We start from the raw sequence: 16,539 nt of genomic DNA, 5'->3' as shown, positions 1-16,539 counted from the left end.
ACCGATCGGCGATCAGGCCGCCGTACCGCCCACCGTCATGGCATCCACGCGCAGTGTCGGCTGCCCCACGCCGACGGGCACGCTCTGCCCGTCCTTGCCGCACACGCCCACGCCTTCGTCGAGCTTCAGATCGTTGCCGATCATCGACACGCGGGTCAGCACTTCGGGACCGGCGCCGACCAGGGTCGCGCCCTTCACCGGGCGGGTGATCTTGCCGTCCTCGATCAGGTAGGCCTCACTGGCGGAGAACACGAACTTGCCATTGGTGATGTCGACCTGGCCACCGCCGAAATTGACGGCATACAAGCCTTTCTTCACCGAACGGATGATCTCTTCCGGATCGCGCTCGCCCGCGAGCATGTAGGTATTGGTCATGCGCGGCATGGGCAACTGCGCGAACGACTCGCGCCGGCCGTTACCCGTGGACTTCGTGCCCATCAGCCGTGCGTTGAGCTTGTCCTGCATATAGCCCTTCAGGATGCCGTTCTCGATCAGCGTCGTGCATTCGGTGGGCGTACCCTCGTCGTCGATGGACAGCGAACCGCGACGACCCGGCAGCGTACCGTCGTCGACCACGGTCACGCCTTCGGCCGCCACACGCTGACCGATACGGCCGGCGAATGCCGAGCTGCCCTTGCGATTGAAATCGCCTTCCAGACCGTGACCGATCGCCTCATGCAGCAGCACGCCCGGCCAGCCGGGACCGAGTACGACCGGCATGCTGCCGGCCGGCGCGTCGACGGCTTCCAGGTTAACCAGCGCCTGACGCACGGCTTCGGCCGCGAAGGCCTGCGCGCGGCCGTTCTCGATCAGTTCGCGGTAGCCGTAGCGGCCGCCGCCGCCCGAATGGCCCTGCTCGCGCCGGCCACCCTGCTCGACGATCACCTGCACGTTCAGCCGCACCAGCGGCCGCACGTCGGCGGCCAGCGTGCCATCGGATGCCGCGATGAGAATCGTGTCCATGGTCGCGGCAAGGCTCACCACGACCTGCTTCACGCGCGGGTCCCGGGAACGGGCATAGGCATCGACCTCGCGCAGCAGCGTCACCTTGTCTTCGTTCGGCAGGCTTTCGACCGGATCGATGGCTGGATACAGGCCCCGACCGCTACGCAGTGCCAGCGGCTGGCCGGCACCCGCGCCGCCCTGGGCGATAGCGCGGGCCGCGCGCGACGCTTCCAGCAGCTGCGGCAGGACGATGTCGTCGGAATAGGAAAAACCGGTCTTCTCGCCCGACATGGCGCGCACGCCCACGCCCTGCTCGATCGAATGCGAACCTTCCTTCACGATGCCCTCTTCCAGCACCCAGGATTCGCTGCGCGAATGCTGGAAATAGATGTCCGCCGCATCGATCGACGGGCCCATCAACTGGGAAAACACGCGGTCGAGATCGTTGGCGGCCAGGCCACCCGGGGTGAGAAGACGGCGTTCGGCGAGCGAAATCAGGGAATCCATCGAGACAAAGCCAGTTGAGTCCGGAAGTCCCCGAGTTGGGGGCGAAGGGCATGAGCTTAAACCCCGCGAGCCCCCGTGGGCGAACGCGATGCGCCCTTGGGGCGCCATGACGCTAACATGCGGCCACGGGCACCGGCATATTCCGGCGCCTCGATCACCATTGGGGAAGGAAGGAACATGAGCAAGGGAAAGAAACGGGACTTCGCCAGGCGGGTGGCCGTCGCGCCCGTGGCACGCGCGGGTGCCGTCGTCGAGGAAACCCGCGGCCTCCTCGGCCGCAGCGGCGAACTGAAGCCAGGCAAGGCGATGGTCAGCACCGCCATCGCGTTATCGCTGGCCATCCTCGCACTGCTTGCGGTCGCCGCCTTCCACTACCCGGAATACCTGACGACGCCGCAGCTTCGCGCGAAGTATTCGGTCGACGTGCTGCGCCAGCTGCTACTCGGCGCGCTGCTGATTTCCGGCGGCATGTCGCTCGCCAACGTCATCCTGAATCGCCAGCGCAATCTCAACATCGGCGTTTTCGCCATCGTCGTGATTGCCGTCGCCTTCGGCGGATCCCGCGTACCGGTCGGCACCTTCCCCGAGCATACCCCGTATATCGGCCTGGACTGGTTCATCCTCGACCTGCTCGGATCGACGCTAATCTTTGTCGTTATCGAGAAACTGTTCCCCCTGTACAAAGGGCAGTCCATCTTCCGCTTCGAGTGGCAGACGGACATGAAGCATTTCGCGGTGAACCACTTCATCGTGGGTCTCGCGCTGCTGGTCGTGAACTTCCTTATCCACCACGCCTTCGGCTGGCTGACGAACAGCGACTTCCAGCAGTTCGTGCGCAATATCCATTTCGTACCACAGCTGCTGCTGTGCATTCTGGTGGCCGATCTCTCGCAGTACTGGACACACCGCGCGTATCACGAGATACCGTTCTTCTGGCGATTCCACTCCGTGCATCACAGCGTGAAAACGATGGACTGGCTGGCCGGTTCGCGCCAGCACATGCTGGAACTCATCGTCACCCGCGTGCTCGTGCTTGCACCGCTGTACGTCCTCGGTTTCAGCGAGGCCGTGATGAATGCGTACATCATCGTGGTCGGCTTCCAGGCCGTCTTCAATCACGCCAACGTGCATCTGCCGTGGGGACCGCTGAAGTACATCGTCGTCACGCCAGACTTTCACCACTGGCATCACGCATCGGATGACGAGGCCATCGACAAGAACTACGCGGCGCATTACGCGTTCCTCGATTACCTGTTCGGTACCGCGGTGAAGTCGACGAAGAAGTTTCCGGAGAAATACGGCGTCGTGGGCGATTACATGCCAGACGGGTTCGTGAAGCAGCAGATGTTTCCGTTCCGGCGGGCGAAGAAGGACGTTGCGTAGCCCTCCGTCCAGACAGCCCGATCCCGCGCTCCCATGGGAGCGCGGGAAGTCTCAGGGGCCGGCCCGCCATTCCGAAGGCGTGTGTGCGAAGACCTGTACTTTCCAGGCACTCGCGAAGCCGATATCGAACCCGTAGACCATTCTTACCGCGACCCTGTCGGCATCGGCACCCTTGTCGATGCGATCGATAAGCTCGAGCGCCACCTGCCTCGCAAGTTGCGGATCGTTCCAGTCGCCGCTCCCTACCATCACGCCGGCACTCAGCACGTGCGGCGTCAGACTTTCCTGAAGTGTCGCGCCTCGTACCCGAGGTAGCGCGACGATCGCGGTCTGCGCACGGATCATCCCGTCAAAGTCGTACTTCATGCCGCCTGTCTCATACCCGCGCATCAGCCGTTGCGCGACCGGTGGAGCTATCAGGGTAACCAGCGCGAGAACACCGGCCACGACCAAGTGCCCGCGCCATACGCGTACATCGAGCGAGAGGCCGACCTCTTCGCGGCGGACGACAAAGGTCCCGGCGGCAAGGTCGTGCAGGCCCTGCCGGGTCCGGCGATTGAAAATCATCGTATAAGCCATGCCGAGACTCAGGCCGAACACGACGACCGAGAGCGGATAAATCATCCAAGACATCGTTGCCGGACCGCCTATCTGCGCACCATTGAGAAAAAACGGCACGCCAAAGACCGCATATCGCACTGCGGCACGCCATGGAGACACGAGCTGCCCGGCAGCATCGACCACACGAATACCGAGGGCGCGCTTACCGATGCTTGCTCCGCCGCCAATACGGCTGTCCATCAGAACAAAATAGATGCCCGCGACCACGAATCCGAACAGGCGACCCCACACTCCCATCCACGAAAGCGCCTCGAAACCGACCGCGCCGAGGACCGCTCCGGCAACACCCAGCACGATGCCATCGACCGCCATCGACCCCCAGCGTCGCCAGAATCCGGCAACGTCATCGTGCAACATGCGGGTGTTTCCCGCCTCCTGAATACTCATGCTCCCTCCCCTTGGTTTGCTGGAGGATTATGCAGGCGTATCGCCCATCACGCGCGGTCGAGTAGTCGGTTTTCGACGAACGCGAACGATCGCGCTCTTAGCTTTCCCGCAGCGAGCGCCACGTCAGGAACAGCCGCAGATCCAGCTCGATCTGGTGATAGTCCGGCAACATGTGCTCGCACAGCTGATAGAACGCCTTGTTATGATCCAGCTCCTTCAGATGCGCCAGCTCATGCACGACGATCATCTCGAGAAACTCCGGCGCCGCTTCGCGGAACACCGATGCGACACGAATTTCCTTCTTCGCTTTCAGTCGCCCGCCGTGGATCCGCGACACCGCCGTATGCAGGCCGAGCGTACGATGCACCACGTCGAGCTTCGCGTCGTACAGCACCTTGTCGATGCCGGGCGCGTTGCGCAGATATGCCTGCTTTCGTTCGGCCACATAGGCATACAGCGCCTTGTCGCTCTGCACCTCGTGACGCCGCGGATACCTGCGATCGAGATAGTCGCCCAACTGATTCGTTTCGATCAACGAACGCACCTGAGTGAGCAGGCGTTCGGGATAGCCTTGCAGATAGGTCAGTGTCTGCATGGGAAGCTTAAATATCCGATGCGTCCGGGGACGCCTGCCCCTTATCCACAGGCGTGAACACGGGTTTATCCCACGTGCCGGTCACGTGGTAGTGCTTGCGTGCCGCTTTGTTGAGCCCCCTGCCAAGGATACCCTGCACGGCAAGACCCGCAGCGGCACCCACGGGACCGCCGGCGATCGCACCGAACACCGGCAGGCTGTTCCCGACATGGGGAACGACAAAGACCTGCTGATCGTAATCGCGCGCTTTCAGGCCTGCGCGACCCGTGATGGAAATTTCCGCGGCCGGACCGCGAATGACGAGATTGCTCGTCGTGGCATTGCCATCGGCGAAACGAAAATCGCCGGTGATCGAATCGAAACCGAAGCCCTTGCCCACGACATCGCCGAAGTCGAGCGACAGTCGTCGCGGCAAGTCCGTCACGGAAATCAGGCCGAATAGCCGGCCTACGCCGGGCTGCACTTCCAGAATGCGTCCCTTGCTTACGTCGACACGCAGCGTGCCGTCCATGTTTGCCAGCGCCAGCTCGGAGGGTCCGCCGGGCCAGGTGGCGTCGAGTCGCGCCTCGGTACGTCCGCCCTCGAAGATGCCCGCGAATCCCAGCGCGTCGAGCATGCGCGCGACATCCTCGCTGGCGAAGTCCATCTTCAGATGGGTCCGGCTGCGCGTCTCGTTGCCATTCCAGTCGCCGCCCGCCGTGATCTGCACGTTCTTCGACTGCGCACGCAACTGGTCGATATGCATACCTTCGTCGGTGGGCCAGGTTTCCAGCCGGGCCTCACCGAGTTTCGCGTTACCCAGACGCATGTCGCTGATCTGCAGATGCAGCGGCGGCAAGCTGGCCGGATTCACGCTGGCCACACTGTTCTGCACGGTCTGCGATTTATCCGGCGTCTTCGTCGCCGGTGTGGCCGGTGCCGTTGCGGAAGCCGCCGCGATCTTGGCTTTCGCAGCCGCATCGTCGTCGGTGGATGCCCAGTACAGACGATCCAGCCGCGCGGTAATGCCGCGACGCCTGAGGTCTTCGTTCGGTACGCGAAGCTCGCCGACGAGACCGTCGCTATCGACGCGGATCTGAAGTTGCTCCGGCCCTGGCGCGGCCGTGAGATGCATGTTGCTGAAGTGCTGACCGAAAACTTCGCCAGCATCGGCCTGAATGTCGAGACCAGTCAGGCCCGGGCTGTCGCTACCTGCCGTGGAAGCGCCCACGACGTATTGCACCCAGCCGGAAACATCGAGTTTCGGCGTATGTCCACCGATGAGATAGCCCTTCGCGGGCATCACGGCCGGCACGGCACTGCCGAGGTTGAACGCGGCGGCAAGCGGTTCTTTGTTTTTCGGCAGACGAAGACGTCCGCGAACGACATCGCCCAGCGCCAGGTCCAGACGCGCGCCATCGACCGGAAGTCCGACGCTGATGCTGAGCGGTGTAGCGACGTTCGCCGCCTTCTTCACCGGTACCGGCATCGTCAGTTCCACGCCGCGAAGATCCGAGTCGATCCGCAGCGCCTGCGTTGCATCCGCGTTCGACGCGCCGCGCGTAATATCGAAACCCACCGCGAACGTACCGCGTCCCTTGGCGATATCGTTCAGCCACGAGAGATTGTCGTAACCGGAAACCAGCTCGCCGACCGTGAAGGCACCCGTGAGCGAAGCCGAAATGATCTTGTTCGGATCGGCGGTCGCACCAGCAATCGACAAGTCCAGCTGCGCCGGCTGACCACGGAACGCCGTCTTCAACGGCCCCGCTTTCAGGCCCTTGCCGTCGAACACCATCGGACCGGTGATCTTGTCGAGCTTCAGCTTCCATTCGTCGGCGACGAGATCGGCGTCCTTGATCGATGCCTTGCCGTCGAGCGTGAAATCTTTTGCATCCTTCAACGGCATCAGCAATCGGAAACCGAAGTCGCCGGTGCCGCCGAGCTTCATTTTGCCGATCGCATCCGCGCTGTTGCTGCCGACAGGACTCTGTTTTACAAAATCCAGAAAACTGCCGCCAGTGCCCGCGCCGCTCACGTTGAGGTCGAGCACGCCATCGGCGAAATCGGGAATTGCCGCCGTGGCACGACTGACGGCATTGCCCAGCGAATGCCCTTCGGACGCGTCGATAAACATGCCGTTGTTGACGAAGCTGGCCACCGCCGTCACGCCTTCGGCCTTCGGCCAGCCCGTGCCGTAATCGAGCACCATGTCGTCGATAACCGCGCGCCCTTCGAAGCGCCCTTCGTTATTGCGGAACGGCCAGTCGCGCAGGTTACCGCGCACCAGCGCATCGCCGCTCTCGATGGTGCCCGATACCAGTCCCCGATCGAGCCAGTGCACCGTCCCCTCGGACATCGAATGCATGGGCCAGAAGAGCTTGGCCGACGGCACGTCGCCACGGCCGAGCGCGACATACATGTCGAGGAACGGGCCGCCATCGTTGGCGAGCAACGCGATCTCGCCGCGCGCCTGCCCGCCGAAGCCCTCGCCGCGGAAATCCAGCGGATCGACGCCGATATGCCAGCCATCGTCGTCCTGCCACGCCGCGATATCACCCCCCAGCGACGACATCGCGAACGGCTTGCGGAAGACGCCGGAGAAATCGAGTGTCGTCGCCTGCGTGGGCAGGTGCAGGGTCAGCGCCTCGCGATCGCCGACTATCTCGCCGTCCAGATGCGAAATGCCAGGGAGTTTGCCGACCATGTCGATACCGAGGCCGGAGAACTTTGCCTGGGCAATCCGCACGCCACCCTGCGAGTCCCATTCGGCCCGCACGTCGTCCAGTCGACCACGCGGCTTACCCTCGCCGAGCCAGCGGGCCAGTGCGGGCGATATCTGCGGCAAAACACCGGCCCAGGGCAGCAGCGGCGTAAGGTCGAGGGACCGGGCCACAAGCGTGCCCTCCGAATTATCGCCATGCGTGCTCAGCGACACGGCCAGATCGCTGCCATCGTTGCCGGCCCAGTCGATACGCTGGCCATCCGCCGTGCGATGGAAGTCGATCAGCCCGTGCAGACCCGCGACTGCCACCGTGCGTGCGGGACCCCGGATAGCGAACTGATCCATATCGATGCGCGTTACGTTGCGCACCACGTGCGCGTCGCGCCAGTCCAGCCACAGTTCGAAACTGCCGCGGCCGCCGGCCAACGCATAATCGTTCACGACGACGTCGCCAGTCAGTGCGGCGAAGTCGATGTCCTTGCCACTGAAGTACACCCGTCCGCTGGAACCATCCTCAGCGAACGCGCCCGACGCGCGCAGCACGCCAGAGACATTGTTGCGCCTGAGTATCGCGCCAAGGCGAATGGCGTGACCCTGCTTGCTCACGCGGAGCTGGTCGGCGATCAGTTCGTATACCTTGCCGTCGCGACCGTCGGTGATATCCAGGCGCAGATTGTTCAGCCACAGGTCCGCCGAGAGATTCCCCAGCGATATTTTTTGCGTGCCGCCGCCCGCGCCGAAGCCTTCGATGCTCCAGCGTCCGTCGACATCGCGACGGAGGGCCAGACGCAGATCGCTCAGCCGCAGATTAAGCAGGTGTCGCGACGGCAGGATCAGTCCGCCGAAATCGAGCTTCATCTCCGCGCGCGGCAAATGCAGCGGTTCGCCGCCCTCGGCCGGTGCCACCGTAACGTCGCGCATGACGAACAACGGGCCGGACGGCCGCCAGAAACCCTCCAGCGACGCAAAAGTCACCGGACGTTGCAGTTTCTCGCTAAGCAGCGCCGCGATGCGATCGGGATAACGCGCGGCCAGCGGTAACAGCAGCTGGCCGAGCGCCATGACCAGCCCGAGCGCGACCAGCACGCTCGCCACCAGACCGATGAGGAAGAAGCGCAGGCGTCGCAGGCGATGGCGCCAGACTGGCGTCACCGGGTCGCGTTCCGGTGGCGTGAGCCGCCGGTATCAGAGTAGAACGACATCGAATTGTTCCTGCGAGTAATGCTCTTCCGCCTGGAAACGGATGCTTTTGGCAATGAATTCTTCAAGCTCGGCCACCGCCGTCGATTCCTCTTCCAGAATGCGTCCGACGACCTTGGGACTGGCCATGACGAGCAGCTTCTGTGCATTGAACTGCCGGACGGCCCGCGTAATCTCGCGAAAAATCTCATAGATGACGGTTTCCGCCGTCTTCAGCGTGCCCCGGCCGCTGCAGGCCGGACAGGGCTCGCACAACTGCCGTTCGAGACTTTCGGTCGTGCGTTTGCGGGTCATCTCGACCAGTCCTAACGCGGACATCGGATAAACGGTTGTCTTGGCGTGGTCTTTTACCAACCCTTTTTCCAGCATGCGCAGCACCTGGCGCTTGTGCTCGTCGTCGATCATATCGATGAAGTCGATGATGATGATGCCGCCGAGGTTGCGCAGACGAAGCTGCCGCGCGGCCGACTGCGCCGCTTCCAGATTGGTCCGGTAGACGGTTTCTTCCAGATTGCGGCTACCGAGGTAACCGCCGGTGTTGACGTCGATGGTCGTCATCGCTTCGGTCTGGTCGACGATCAGGTAGCCGCCCGACTTCAGCGGCACTTCCTTGCGCAACGCGCGCTGGATTTCGTCCTCCACACCGTAGAGATCGAAGATCGGACGCTCGCCTGCGTAATGTTCTATACGGTCGGAAAGCACCGGCATGAACTTATGGACGAATTTGACGACTTTCTCGTAGGTTTCCCGTGAATCGATGCGCACTTTCTCGATGCCGTCGTTCAGCGAGTCGCGCAACGAACGCAATGGCAGCGACAGCTCCTCGTACACACGCTCGCCGACTTTCGCCTTGGCGATGTTCTCCTGCACCACGCGCCAGACCTTGCCGAGGTAGGTCACATCGAACGCAAGCGATTCCTCCGACTGGCCTTCGGCGTTGGTGCGCACGATGTAGCCCAGGGGGTTCTCGCCAATCAGCGGCGTGATGATGTCTTTCAGTCGCTGGCGCTCGGCCTCTTCCTCGATGCGCACGGACACGCCCAGCGTGCGCGAATGCGGCAGCAGCACCAGATAGCGCGACGGAATGGAAAGATGGCTGGAAAGACGCGCGCCCTTGCTACCGATCGGATCCTTCACGACCTGGACAACAATTTCCTGACCTTCATGCACCAGCTCGCTGATGGAAGGCACGGGGCCGGAGGGCGCACTGCCTTCCGGATGCTCCGCCGTGGGCGGCAACGGTGCACGCACGATGTCCGAGGCGTGCAGGAACGCCGCGCGCTCCAGCCCTATCTCGACGAAGACCGCCTGCATGCCCGGCATGACCCGTTGCACGCGACCTTTGTAGACGTTGCCCACATAGCCGCGCTTTGAAGCGCGCTCAACATGGACTTCCTGAAGCATGCCATTTTCGACGACGGCCACTCGCGTCTCACGCGGCGTGACATTGATCAGAATTTCCTCGCTCACCGGTATCCTTCCCCTGCAATGTAGGACTTTATAGCCCGTGGCTCGCCGACCTGTCGACGGCGGCGAAAAGTGGGGAACGAACAGTTGGACCGAATGGCGGCCCCGGGGTTCCTTTCGGACTCAACATCGGCGAACTTCGCCGAAATATCGTCCAGCATGACTTTAATGATCTGCCAGGAGGCGAGCCGTTTCGAACAGCGGCAGACCCATGACGCCCGAGTAGCTGCCAGTCAGATTTTCAATGAATGCAGCCGCCCTGCCCTGAATCGCGTAGGCACCGGCCTTGCCGAAGCATTCGCCCGTGGCGACGTAGGCCGCGATGGCGCCATCGGTCAGCGGGGCGAAGCGCACGAGCGATATCGAGCGCGTGGTCGTCTCGCCCGAGCCTGCAACGGCCCAGACCACCGACAGCACGCGGTGCTCCCGGCCAGACAGGCGCCGGAGCATCGCGATGGCATCGGCTTCCACGGCCGGCTTGCCGAGCACTTCGTCGTCCAGCACGACTTCGGTATCGGCGCCCAGCACGATGGCGCCGACCTCGTCCCGAACGAGGGCAAAGCCGGCCCGGGCTTTGTCCCGGGCTACGCGCGAAACGTAGTCGTCGGGCGACTCGCCGGGGGCCCGGACCTCCTCGACGTCGACATCCAGCGTCCGGTGATCGACGCCGATCTGCTCCAGCAGTTGGCGGCGACGCGGCGACTGCGAGGCGAGATAGACCATGTCGGAACCTTCAGGCGCGGTGATAGGGATGACCGGCCAGCAATGTCGTGGCGCGGTAGAGCTGTTCGGCCAGCACGAGGCGGACCAGCATGTGCGGCAGCGTCAACGGTCCCAGCGACCAGCTCTGATCGGCACGCGCCAGGACGTCGGGCGCGTGCCCATCGGGCCCGCCAATGAGAAAAGCGATATCGCGACCGGACATACGCCATTGTTCCAACTGGCGCGCCAGGTCTTCGCTCGACCAGGTACGGCCGCGCCCGTCGAGCGCGACGACATGGATATCGCGAGGAAGCGTCGCCAGGATAGCGGCGCCTTCGTCGAGCGTAGCCCGTGCGTCGTCGCGGCCCTTGCCACGCGTGCCGGGCTTGATCTCCGTGAGTTCGAGCGGCAGTTCATGCGAAAGCCGCTTGCGATATTCGGCGAAGCCTTCCGCGACCCAGGCGGGCATGCGCTCGCCCACGGCGATCAGGCGCGCGCGCATGGATCAGACAGTGGCGTTGGCGGCTTCGTAACCGTCGTCGCCGACGGTCCACAGGCGCTCGAGGCCGTAGAACTCGCGGATACGCGGCATCATCACGTGGACGATGATGTCGCCCAGGTCGACCAGCACCCACTCGGCTTCGGTCTGCCCTTCCACGCCGATCGGCATGACGCCGGCTTCCTTGGCGAACTTGATGACTTCATCGGCGATGGACTTCACGTGACGGGCGGACGTGCCCGAAGCGATGAAGAGGATATCGGCGATGGAGGTTTTGCCGCGGACGTCGATTTCCCGGACGTCCTTTGCTTTCAGTTCCTCAAGGGCATCGATGACGCGCTTGCGCAGAAGCTCATTGAGGGCTGCGGACTTCGCCTTACGTTGTGACGTGGAACTCAAGTGGTAAAACCCTTAGGCAGCGGCAGGTTGCCGCGGTAGGGGCAGTATAGCGCCCGGCGCCCCGGGTAAGGTCAAGGCCACTACAGTCTCGAGGAGGTCAACGGCCCAAACCGGCGGTCTGTGGGATTCAGGGGCCTGTGGCCTTGCGGTAAGGCGCCAGCAGGCCCTCATCCTCGAAAAATACGCCGGGCAGCAAATACCGAGGCTCTTTCCCCGCCGCGAATGCATCGCGGATCGCCGTAGCGGCAATATCCAGAGGGGTAATGGCGATATCGATCACATCGCCAGCCGGTCCCTGAACCGTACAGGCGCGGCGTTTCGCGACCTCGGTCGCCAGATCCCAGTGCAGGGTGGGAGCCGAGCCCGGCCGCGTCAGCACACCGATATGGGCCAGCTCGAACAATTCGCGCCAGCGGTTCCACGAAGGAAGATGGGCGAACGCGTCGGTTCCCACCAGCAGCACCAGCGGCCGGGACGGCCCGATTTCCTCGCGGAGCGCGGCCAGCGTGTCGACCGTATACGACGGCCCCTGCCGATCGAGTTCGCGCGTATCCAGACCCAGCCTGTCCTGCCCGGCCAGTGCGGCGCGCAACAAGGCCACGCGATGCGCGGCGGTGGCGATGGGCGATGGGCGATGCGGGGGTACGTGGGCGGGTACCAGACGGACTTCGGCATCCAGTTGCTCGGCGGCCTCCCAGGCGGCGCGCAGATGGCCGTGATGAACCGGGTCGAACGTGCCGCCCAGGATGGCGAGCGGTCGTTCCGTCATGCGAAGGCAGCCGCGGCGCGCGGCTCGGCGATCAGGGCGATCAGGCGCTCCGCTTCCAGCCAGGCATTGCCCGCCTCGCGCCCCTTCGCCATGCGATCGATCCGCGCGGCACGGGCCAGACAGGCCATCCAGTGATCGCGGGGAGCGCGGCGCAACGCCTTGCGGAACAGTTGTTCGCGCGCGGGCCATAGGCGCTCCAATCGCGCCTGCGCGGCGAAATCGCGTGCGTTGGCCAGCCGCAGGGCCAGTTGCAACTGGTTCACCAGCCAGCCCATCAGGGCGATCAGCTCGTCCCCCTCCGCCCGCAAACCGGCCAGGATGCGCAGCGCGCGCCCGCCGTCGCCGGCAAAGGCGGCATCCGTCAGTTTGAACGCGTCGAAACGAGCGCTATCGACCACCAGACTTTCCAGTGCATCCACATCGATACGCTCGTTACCGACCAGCACGACGAGCTTGTCGATTTCCTGCGCGGCCGCGAGCAGATTGCCCTCGACACGCTCGGCCAGCATCGCCACTGCCTCCGGGCTGGCCTTCAGGCCACGGGAAGCCAGTCGCGCACCGACCCACTGCGTCCACTCGTGCGGCTTGGGTGCATTGAATACGACCTGGATACCGGCCTGATCGACGTTTTTCGTCCAGACGGCTTCGTGCTTGGTGCTCCATTCCATCGCGGTAATAAGCAGCGTGGTATCCGGCGGCGGCGCGGCGCAGAACTCGGAAATGGCGGCACTGCCCTCCTTGCCCGCGCGACCGCCCGCAAGGCGAAGATCGAGGACGCGCTGGGTGGCGAACAGGGACATTCCCGCTGCCGAACGGGCGAGGTCGTCCCAGTCGAAGCGCGAATCGGCATCCATGACGTCGCGCTCGCTGTATCCGAGCTTGCGCGCCTGGGCACGCAAGGCGTCGGCGGCTTCGAGCACGAGGAGTTCCTCGCCAACCAGCAGGTAGACCGGCGCGAGCCGGTCACCGGTCAGATGCTTTTGCCACTGGCCGGCGTTAAGCGGCATGTCGCGTTCCGTTCATCGCCGTCGTCAGTGCGCCGGAACCGCGGCGGGCGGCGGCGTCACTACGGTGCCCGGATGCGCGCCGGCGGCCTGCAGGCGGAACAGAATCGCCTGGACCATGTCGCCGATGAGACTGCGCTGCAGCTCTTCGGTCTGCGTGGTCGAACCAATGGTGTTCGTGGCGTCGTAGCTGAATTCGCGGGACATATCGACACTCTGCTGGCTGACCAATTGGGTGCCGTCGCCGGCCTTCGCACCGAACTCCACGTGGTAGCGCACCGCGTATTCGGTCACGCGCGCCGTGCCGCTGACCGTCAGCGTGTCGGTACGGAACGAGTTGGACGAAACCACCAGTTCGGCAATGTCGGCGCCGGGCTTGTCGACCAGCGTGGCATTGGAGTTTTCCAGGGCACGGCGCAGGTCCCGCTCGAGCGCACCGCCCCCAGACACGGTCAGGTGGACGCGCTCCATCCCGGCGGGCAACGCCGCGGTCTGCCGCAGATGGAACCCGCAGGCGGCCAGCAATACAACGGCGCCGAGCAGGAGCAGGGAGCGGATCGGACGGAAGAAGGTCGGGCTCATAGTTATCCTGCGACGATGTTGACGATCTTGCCGGGCACGACGATCACCTTGCGCACGGTCTGGCCTTCCAGCAGGCGGGCCACGTTCGGCTCGGCCCGCGCCATGGCTTCCGCTTCTTCCTTCGAAGCCGAGGCCGGTACCTCGATGGTACCGCGAAGTTTGCCATTGACCTGCACGGCCAGCGTCAGCGAGTCGCGAACCAGCGCAGCCGGGTCGACCGCGGGCCAGCCGCAATCCTCGACCAGGCTCTCGCCGTGGCCCAGCAACTGCCACAACGCATGCGACACGTGCGGCGTGAACGGATTGATCAGCATGACGATGGCGGTCAACGCTTCCTGACGCACGGCGCGGCCCTGCGGACTCGCGTCGTCGAATCTGGCGAGCGCGTTCAGGAGCTCCATCAGCGCGGCAATCGCCGTGTTGAAGGACTGACGGCGACCGATATCGTCGGTGACCTTCTGGATGGTTTCATGCAACTGGCGACGCAGCGTCTTCTGCCCCGCGTCCAGCGAGGCGGGCTCGACAGCCACCGATGCACCGGCTTCGACGTGTGTCGAGACATCGCGCCACAGCCGCTTCAGAAAGCGAGTCATGCCCTCGACGCCAGCTTCGTTCCATTCCAGCGACTGATCCGGCGGTGCGGCGAACATCGAGAACAGACGCACGGTATCGGCACCGTACTTCTCGATCATCAACTGCGGATCCACGCCGTTATTCTTCGACTTGGACATCTTCTCGATGCCGCCGATCTCGACCGGCTTGCCGTCCTCGCGAAGCACAGCGCCAACGATGCGTGCGCGCTCGTCGCGCTGCACGTCGACATCGGCTGGATTGAACCAGGTGGACGAGCCGTCCGTTTCCTTACGGAAGTAGGTATCGGCGATCACCATGCCCTGGCACAGCAGGTTCGTTGCCGGCTCGTCGCTGGCCACCAGGCCTTCGTCGCGCAGCAGCTTGTGATAGAAGCGGAAATACAGCAAATGCAGGATCGCGTGCTCGATGCCACCGATGTACTGGTCGACCGGCAGCCAGTAGTTGGCGCGGCCATCGACCTGCGCTTCGGCACCCGGGCTGGTGTAACGCGCGTAGTACCAGCTCGATTCCATGAAGGTATCGAACGTATCGGTTTCACGCTCGGCCGCGCCGCCACAAGTCGGGCAGGTGGTCTTGCGCCATTCCGGATCGGCCTTGATCGGCGACTGTACGCCGGAGAACGCCACATCCTCCGGCAGCACGACGGGCAGCTGGTCCTCGGGAACCGGCACCGCCCCGCAGGTCGGGCAATAAATGACGGGGATCGGACAACCCCAGTAGCGCTGGCGGCTGACGCCCCAGTCGCGGATACGCCAGTTCACACGACGCTCGCCACGCCCCAGCGAAGCGAGCTTGCCGGCGATGGCGTCGAACGCGGCACGGAAATCCAGGCCATCGAACTCGCCGGAATTAAACAGGTACCCGTGCTCGGTCCACGCGCCGTTATCCTGCACCGCCGCCTCGAACGCCTTCACGACTTCGACGGCGGCATGGGCCTGATAGGCGTCGGTGCTGCCACCGGCAAGCGCCAGTTGCACCGGATCGGCGCCTTCGCCGGCCGCCAGGTCGCGACGCAGTTCGGCGATGGCATCCACCACCGTGCGATCGACCACGACCATCTTGATCGGCAACGAATACTTCTTCGCGAATTCCCAGTCGCGCTCGTCATGGCCGGGCACGGCCATGACCGCGCCGGTGCCGTAACCCATCAGCACGAAGTTCGCGACCCAGACCGGCACCTTCTCGCCAGTGATCGGGTGCGTCGCTTCCACACCGGTGTAATAGCCGCGCTTTTCCTGCGTCTCCAGCTCGGCTTCCGAAATCCCGCCCGTACGGCAGCTTTCGATGAATGCGGCCAGATCCGGATTGTTCGCCGCGGCCTTCGTCGCGATGGGATGCTCGGCTGCCACGGCGACATAAGACACGCCAAACAGCGTATCGGGACGCGTGGTGAAAACCGTCAGCGGCTCGGCTTCGCCGTCCACGTCGAAATGGATTTCCAGACCTTCGGAACGACCCAGCCAGTTGCGCTGCATCGTCTTCACGGCATCCGGCCAGCCCGGCAGCGTGTCCAGACCGTCCAGCAGCTCCTGCGCATACGCGGTGATCTTCAGGAACCACTGCGGAATCTCGCGTTTCTCGACTTCGGCGCCCGAGCGCCAGCCGCGTCCGTCGATCACCTGCTCGTTGGCCAGCACCGTCTGATCCACCGGATCCCAGTTCACGACGCTGTTCTTGCGGTAAACGAGGCCCTTCTTCATCAGCCGCGTAAACATCTGCTGTTCCCAGCGGTAATACTCCGGGCGGCAGGTCGTGATCTCGCGTGTCCAGTCGTACGCAAAACCCATGCGCTTCAGCTGCTCGCGCATGTGCTCGATATTCTTATAGGTCCACTTCGCCGGCGCGGTGTTGTTCTTGATCGCCGCATTTTCGGCAGGCAGGCCGAAAGCATCCCAGCCCATGGGCTGCAACACGTTCTTACCCTGCATCCGCTGGAAGCGGCTGATCACGTCGCCAATGGTGTAGTTGCGCACATGCCCCATGTGCAGCGCACCCGACGGATACGGAAGCATGGACAGGCAATAAAACTTCGGCCGGGTCTCATCCTCGCGCACTTCGAAGGCACGCGTTTCATTCCAATAGCGCTGGGCGGCGGTTTCGACCGCCGAGGGGACGTATCCGCCCTGCTCGCGCGAGCCCTGATCGTGGGTGTCCTGCATGATTATCCGTACCGGTAGCTGC

At 63.9% G+C, this 16,539-nt stretch carries 13 protein-coding genes; 1 reads left to right on the top strand and 12 read right to left on the bottom strand.

The window, feature by feature from the left end; translation table 11 throughout:
* Positions 1-12: 12 nt before the first annotated feature.
* Positions 13-1,452, bottom strand: a complete 1,440-nt coding sequence (gene tldD, locus AC3IR3_RS05700; protein ID WP_132147355.1) for a metalloprotease TldD — start codon at positions 1,450-1,452, stop codon at positions 13-15.
* A gap of 177 nt (positions 1,453-1,629) precedes the next feature.
* On the opposite strand from tldD, the gene AC3IR3_RS05695 reads away from it, so the two are divergent.
* On the top strand, positions 1,630-2,835 hold the full coding sequence (locus AC3IR3_RS05695) for a sterol desaturase family protein (protein WP_489196001.1): 1,206 nt from the start codon (positions 1,630-1,632) through the stop codon (positions 2,833-2,835).
* Between the two features lie 51 nt (positions 2,836-2,886).
* Here AC3IR3_RS05695 and AC3IR3_RS05690 read toward each other — a convergent pair whose 3' ends face one another.
* The 11 genes from AC3IR3_RS05690 to leuS all read right to left on the bottom strand — a co-directional run bounded on the left by AC3IR3_RS05690 (position 2,887) and on the right by leuS (position 16,517).
* Positions 2,887-3,843, bottom strand: a complete 957-nt coding sequence (locus AC3IR3_RS05690) for an RDD family protein (RefSeq protein WP_489196000.1) — start codon at positions 3,841-3,843, stop codon at positions 2,887-2,889.
* A 97-nt stretch (positions 3,844-3,940) separates the two neighbouring features.
* Positions 3,941-4,438 carry a M48 metallopeptidase family protein gene (locus AC3IR3_RS05685; protein WP_489195999.1) on the bottom strand — a complete coding sequence of 166 codons (498 nt, stop codon included), beginning with the start codon at positions 4,436-4,438 and terminating at the stop codon, positions 3,941-3,943.
* A 7-nt stretch (positions 4,439-4,445) separates the two neighbouring features.
* On the bottom strand, positions 4,446-8,294 hold the full coding sequence (locus tag AC3IR3_RS05680; protein WP_489195998.1) for a YhdP family protein: 3,849 nt from the start codon (positions 8,292-8,294) through the stop codon (positions 4,446-4,448).
* A gap of 33 nt (positions 8,295-8,327) precedes the next feature.
* Positions 8,328-9,812 carry a ribonuclease G gene (gene rng, locus AC3IR3_RS05675; protein ID WP_489195997.1) on the bottom strand — a complete coding sequence of 495 codons (1,485 nt, stop codon included), beginning with the start codon at positions 9,810-9,812 and terminating at the stop codon, positions 8,328-8,330.
* Positions 9,813-9,974: 162 nt separating this feature from the next.
* Entirely contained in the window at positions 9,975-10,532 is a 558-nt protein-coding gene (locus AC3IR3_RS05670) for a Maf family protein (RefSeq protein ID WP_489195996.1), read from the bottom strand.
* 10 nt (positions 10,533-10,542) lie between these two features.
* Positions 10,543-11,013, bottom strand: a complete 471-nt coding sequence (gene rlmH, locus AC3IR3_RS05665; RefSeq protein WP_132147318.1) for a 23S rRNA (pseudouridine(1915)-N(3))-methyltransferase RlmH — start codon at positions 11,011-11,013, stop codon at positions 10,543-10,545.
* 3 nt (positions 11,014-11,016) lie between these two features.
* Positions 11,017-11,358, bottom strand: a complete 342-nt coding sequence (gene rsfS / locus AC3IR3_RS05660) for a ribosome silencing factor (protein ID WP_243649352.1) — start codon at positions 11,356-11,358, stop codon at positions 11,017-11,019.
* Positions 11,359-11,536: 178 nt separating this feature from the next.
* A complete protein-coding gene (gene nadD / locus AC3IR3_RS05655) occupies positions 11,537-12,178 on the bottom strand; it encodes a nicotinate-nucleotide adenylyltransferase (RefSeq protein ID WP_489195995.1) in 642 nt (213 codons plus the stop codon).
* On the bottom strand, positions 12,175-13,185 hold the full coding sequence (gene holA, locus AC3IR3_RS05650; protein WP_489195994.1) for a DNA polymerase III subunit delta: 1,011 nt from the start codon (positions 13,183-13,185) through the stop codon (positions 12,175-12,177). The genes nadD and holA overlap by 4 nt, the downstream gene beginning before the upstream one ends.
* Before the next feature lie 24 nt (positions 13,186-13,209).
* Positions 13,210-13,764 carry an LPS-assembly lipoprotein LptE gene (locus tag AC3IR3_RS05645; protein WP_489195993.1) on the bottom strand — a complete coding sequence of 185 codons (555 nt, stop codon included), beginning with the start codon at positions 13,762-13,764 and terminating at the stop codon, positions 13,210-13,212.
* A gap of 2 nt (positions 13,765-13,766) precedes the next feature.
* Positions 13,767-16,517 carry a leucine--tRNA ligase gene (gene leuS / locus AC3IR3_RS05640; protein WP_489195992.1) on the bottom strand — a complete coding sequence of 917 codons (2,751 nt, stop codon included), beginning with the start codon at positions 16,515-16,517 and terminating at the stop codon, positions 13,767-13,769.
* Between the last annotated feature and the right edge of the window lie 22 nt (positions 16,518-16,539).

Source organism: Luteibacter sp. GL_149, from assembly GCF_057834065.1.
Note: the sequence above shows the minus strand (reverse complement) of the source record. Positions and strands in the feature narration are given on the sequence as shown.

What these genes read in the sequence shown, in the direction of transcription:
- tldD (WP_132147355.1), bottom strand. Translation starts at nt 1,452, where the DNA reads ATGGATTCCCTGATTTCGCTCGCCGAACGCCGTCTTCTCACCCCGGGT.
- AC3IR3_RS05695 (WP_489196001.1), top strand. Translation starts at nt 1,630, where the DNA reads ATGAGCAAGGGAAAGAAACGGGACTTCGCCAGGCGGGTGGCCGTCGCG.
- AC3IR3_RS05690 (WP_489196000.1), bottom strand. Translation starts at nt 3,843, where the DNA reads ATGAGTATTCAGGAGGCGGGAAACACCCGCATGTTGCACGATGACGTT.
- AC3IR3_RS05685 (WP_489195999.1), bottom strand. Translation starts at nt 4,438, where the DNA reads ATGCAGACACTGACCTATCTGCAAGGCTATCCCGAACGCCTGCTCACT.
- AC3IR3_RS05670 (WP_489195996.1), bottom strand. Translation starts at nt 10,532, where the DNA reads ATGGTCTATCTCGCCTCGCAGTCGCCGCGTCGCCGCCAACTGCTGGAG.
- rlmH (WP_132147318.1), bottom strand. Translation starts at nt 11,013, where the DNA reads ATGCGCGCGCGCCTGATCGCCGTGGGCGAGCGCATGCCCGCCTGGGTC.
- nadD (WP_489195995.1), bottom strand. Translation starts at nt 12,178, where the DNA reads ATGACGGAACGACCGCTCGCCATCCTGGGCGGCACGTTCGACCCGGTT.
- holA (WP_489195994.1), bottom strand. Translation starts at nt 13,185, where the DNA reads ATGCCGCTTAACGCCGGCCAGTGGCAAAAGCATCTGACCGGTGACCGG.
- AC3IR3_RS05645 (WP_489195993.1), bottom strand. Translation starts at nt 13,764, where the DNA reads ATGAGCCCGACCTTCTTCCGTCCGATCCGCTCCCTGCTCCTGCTCGGC.
- leuS (WP_489195992.1), bottom strand. Translation starts at nt 16,517, where the DNA reads ATGCAGGACACCCACGATCAGGGCTCGCGCGAGCAGGGCGGATACGTC.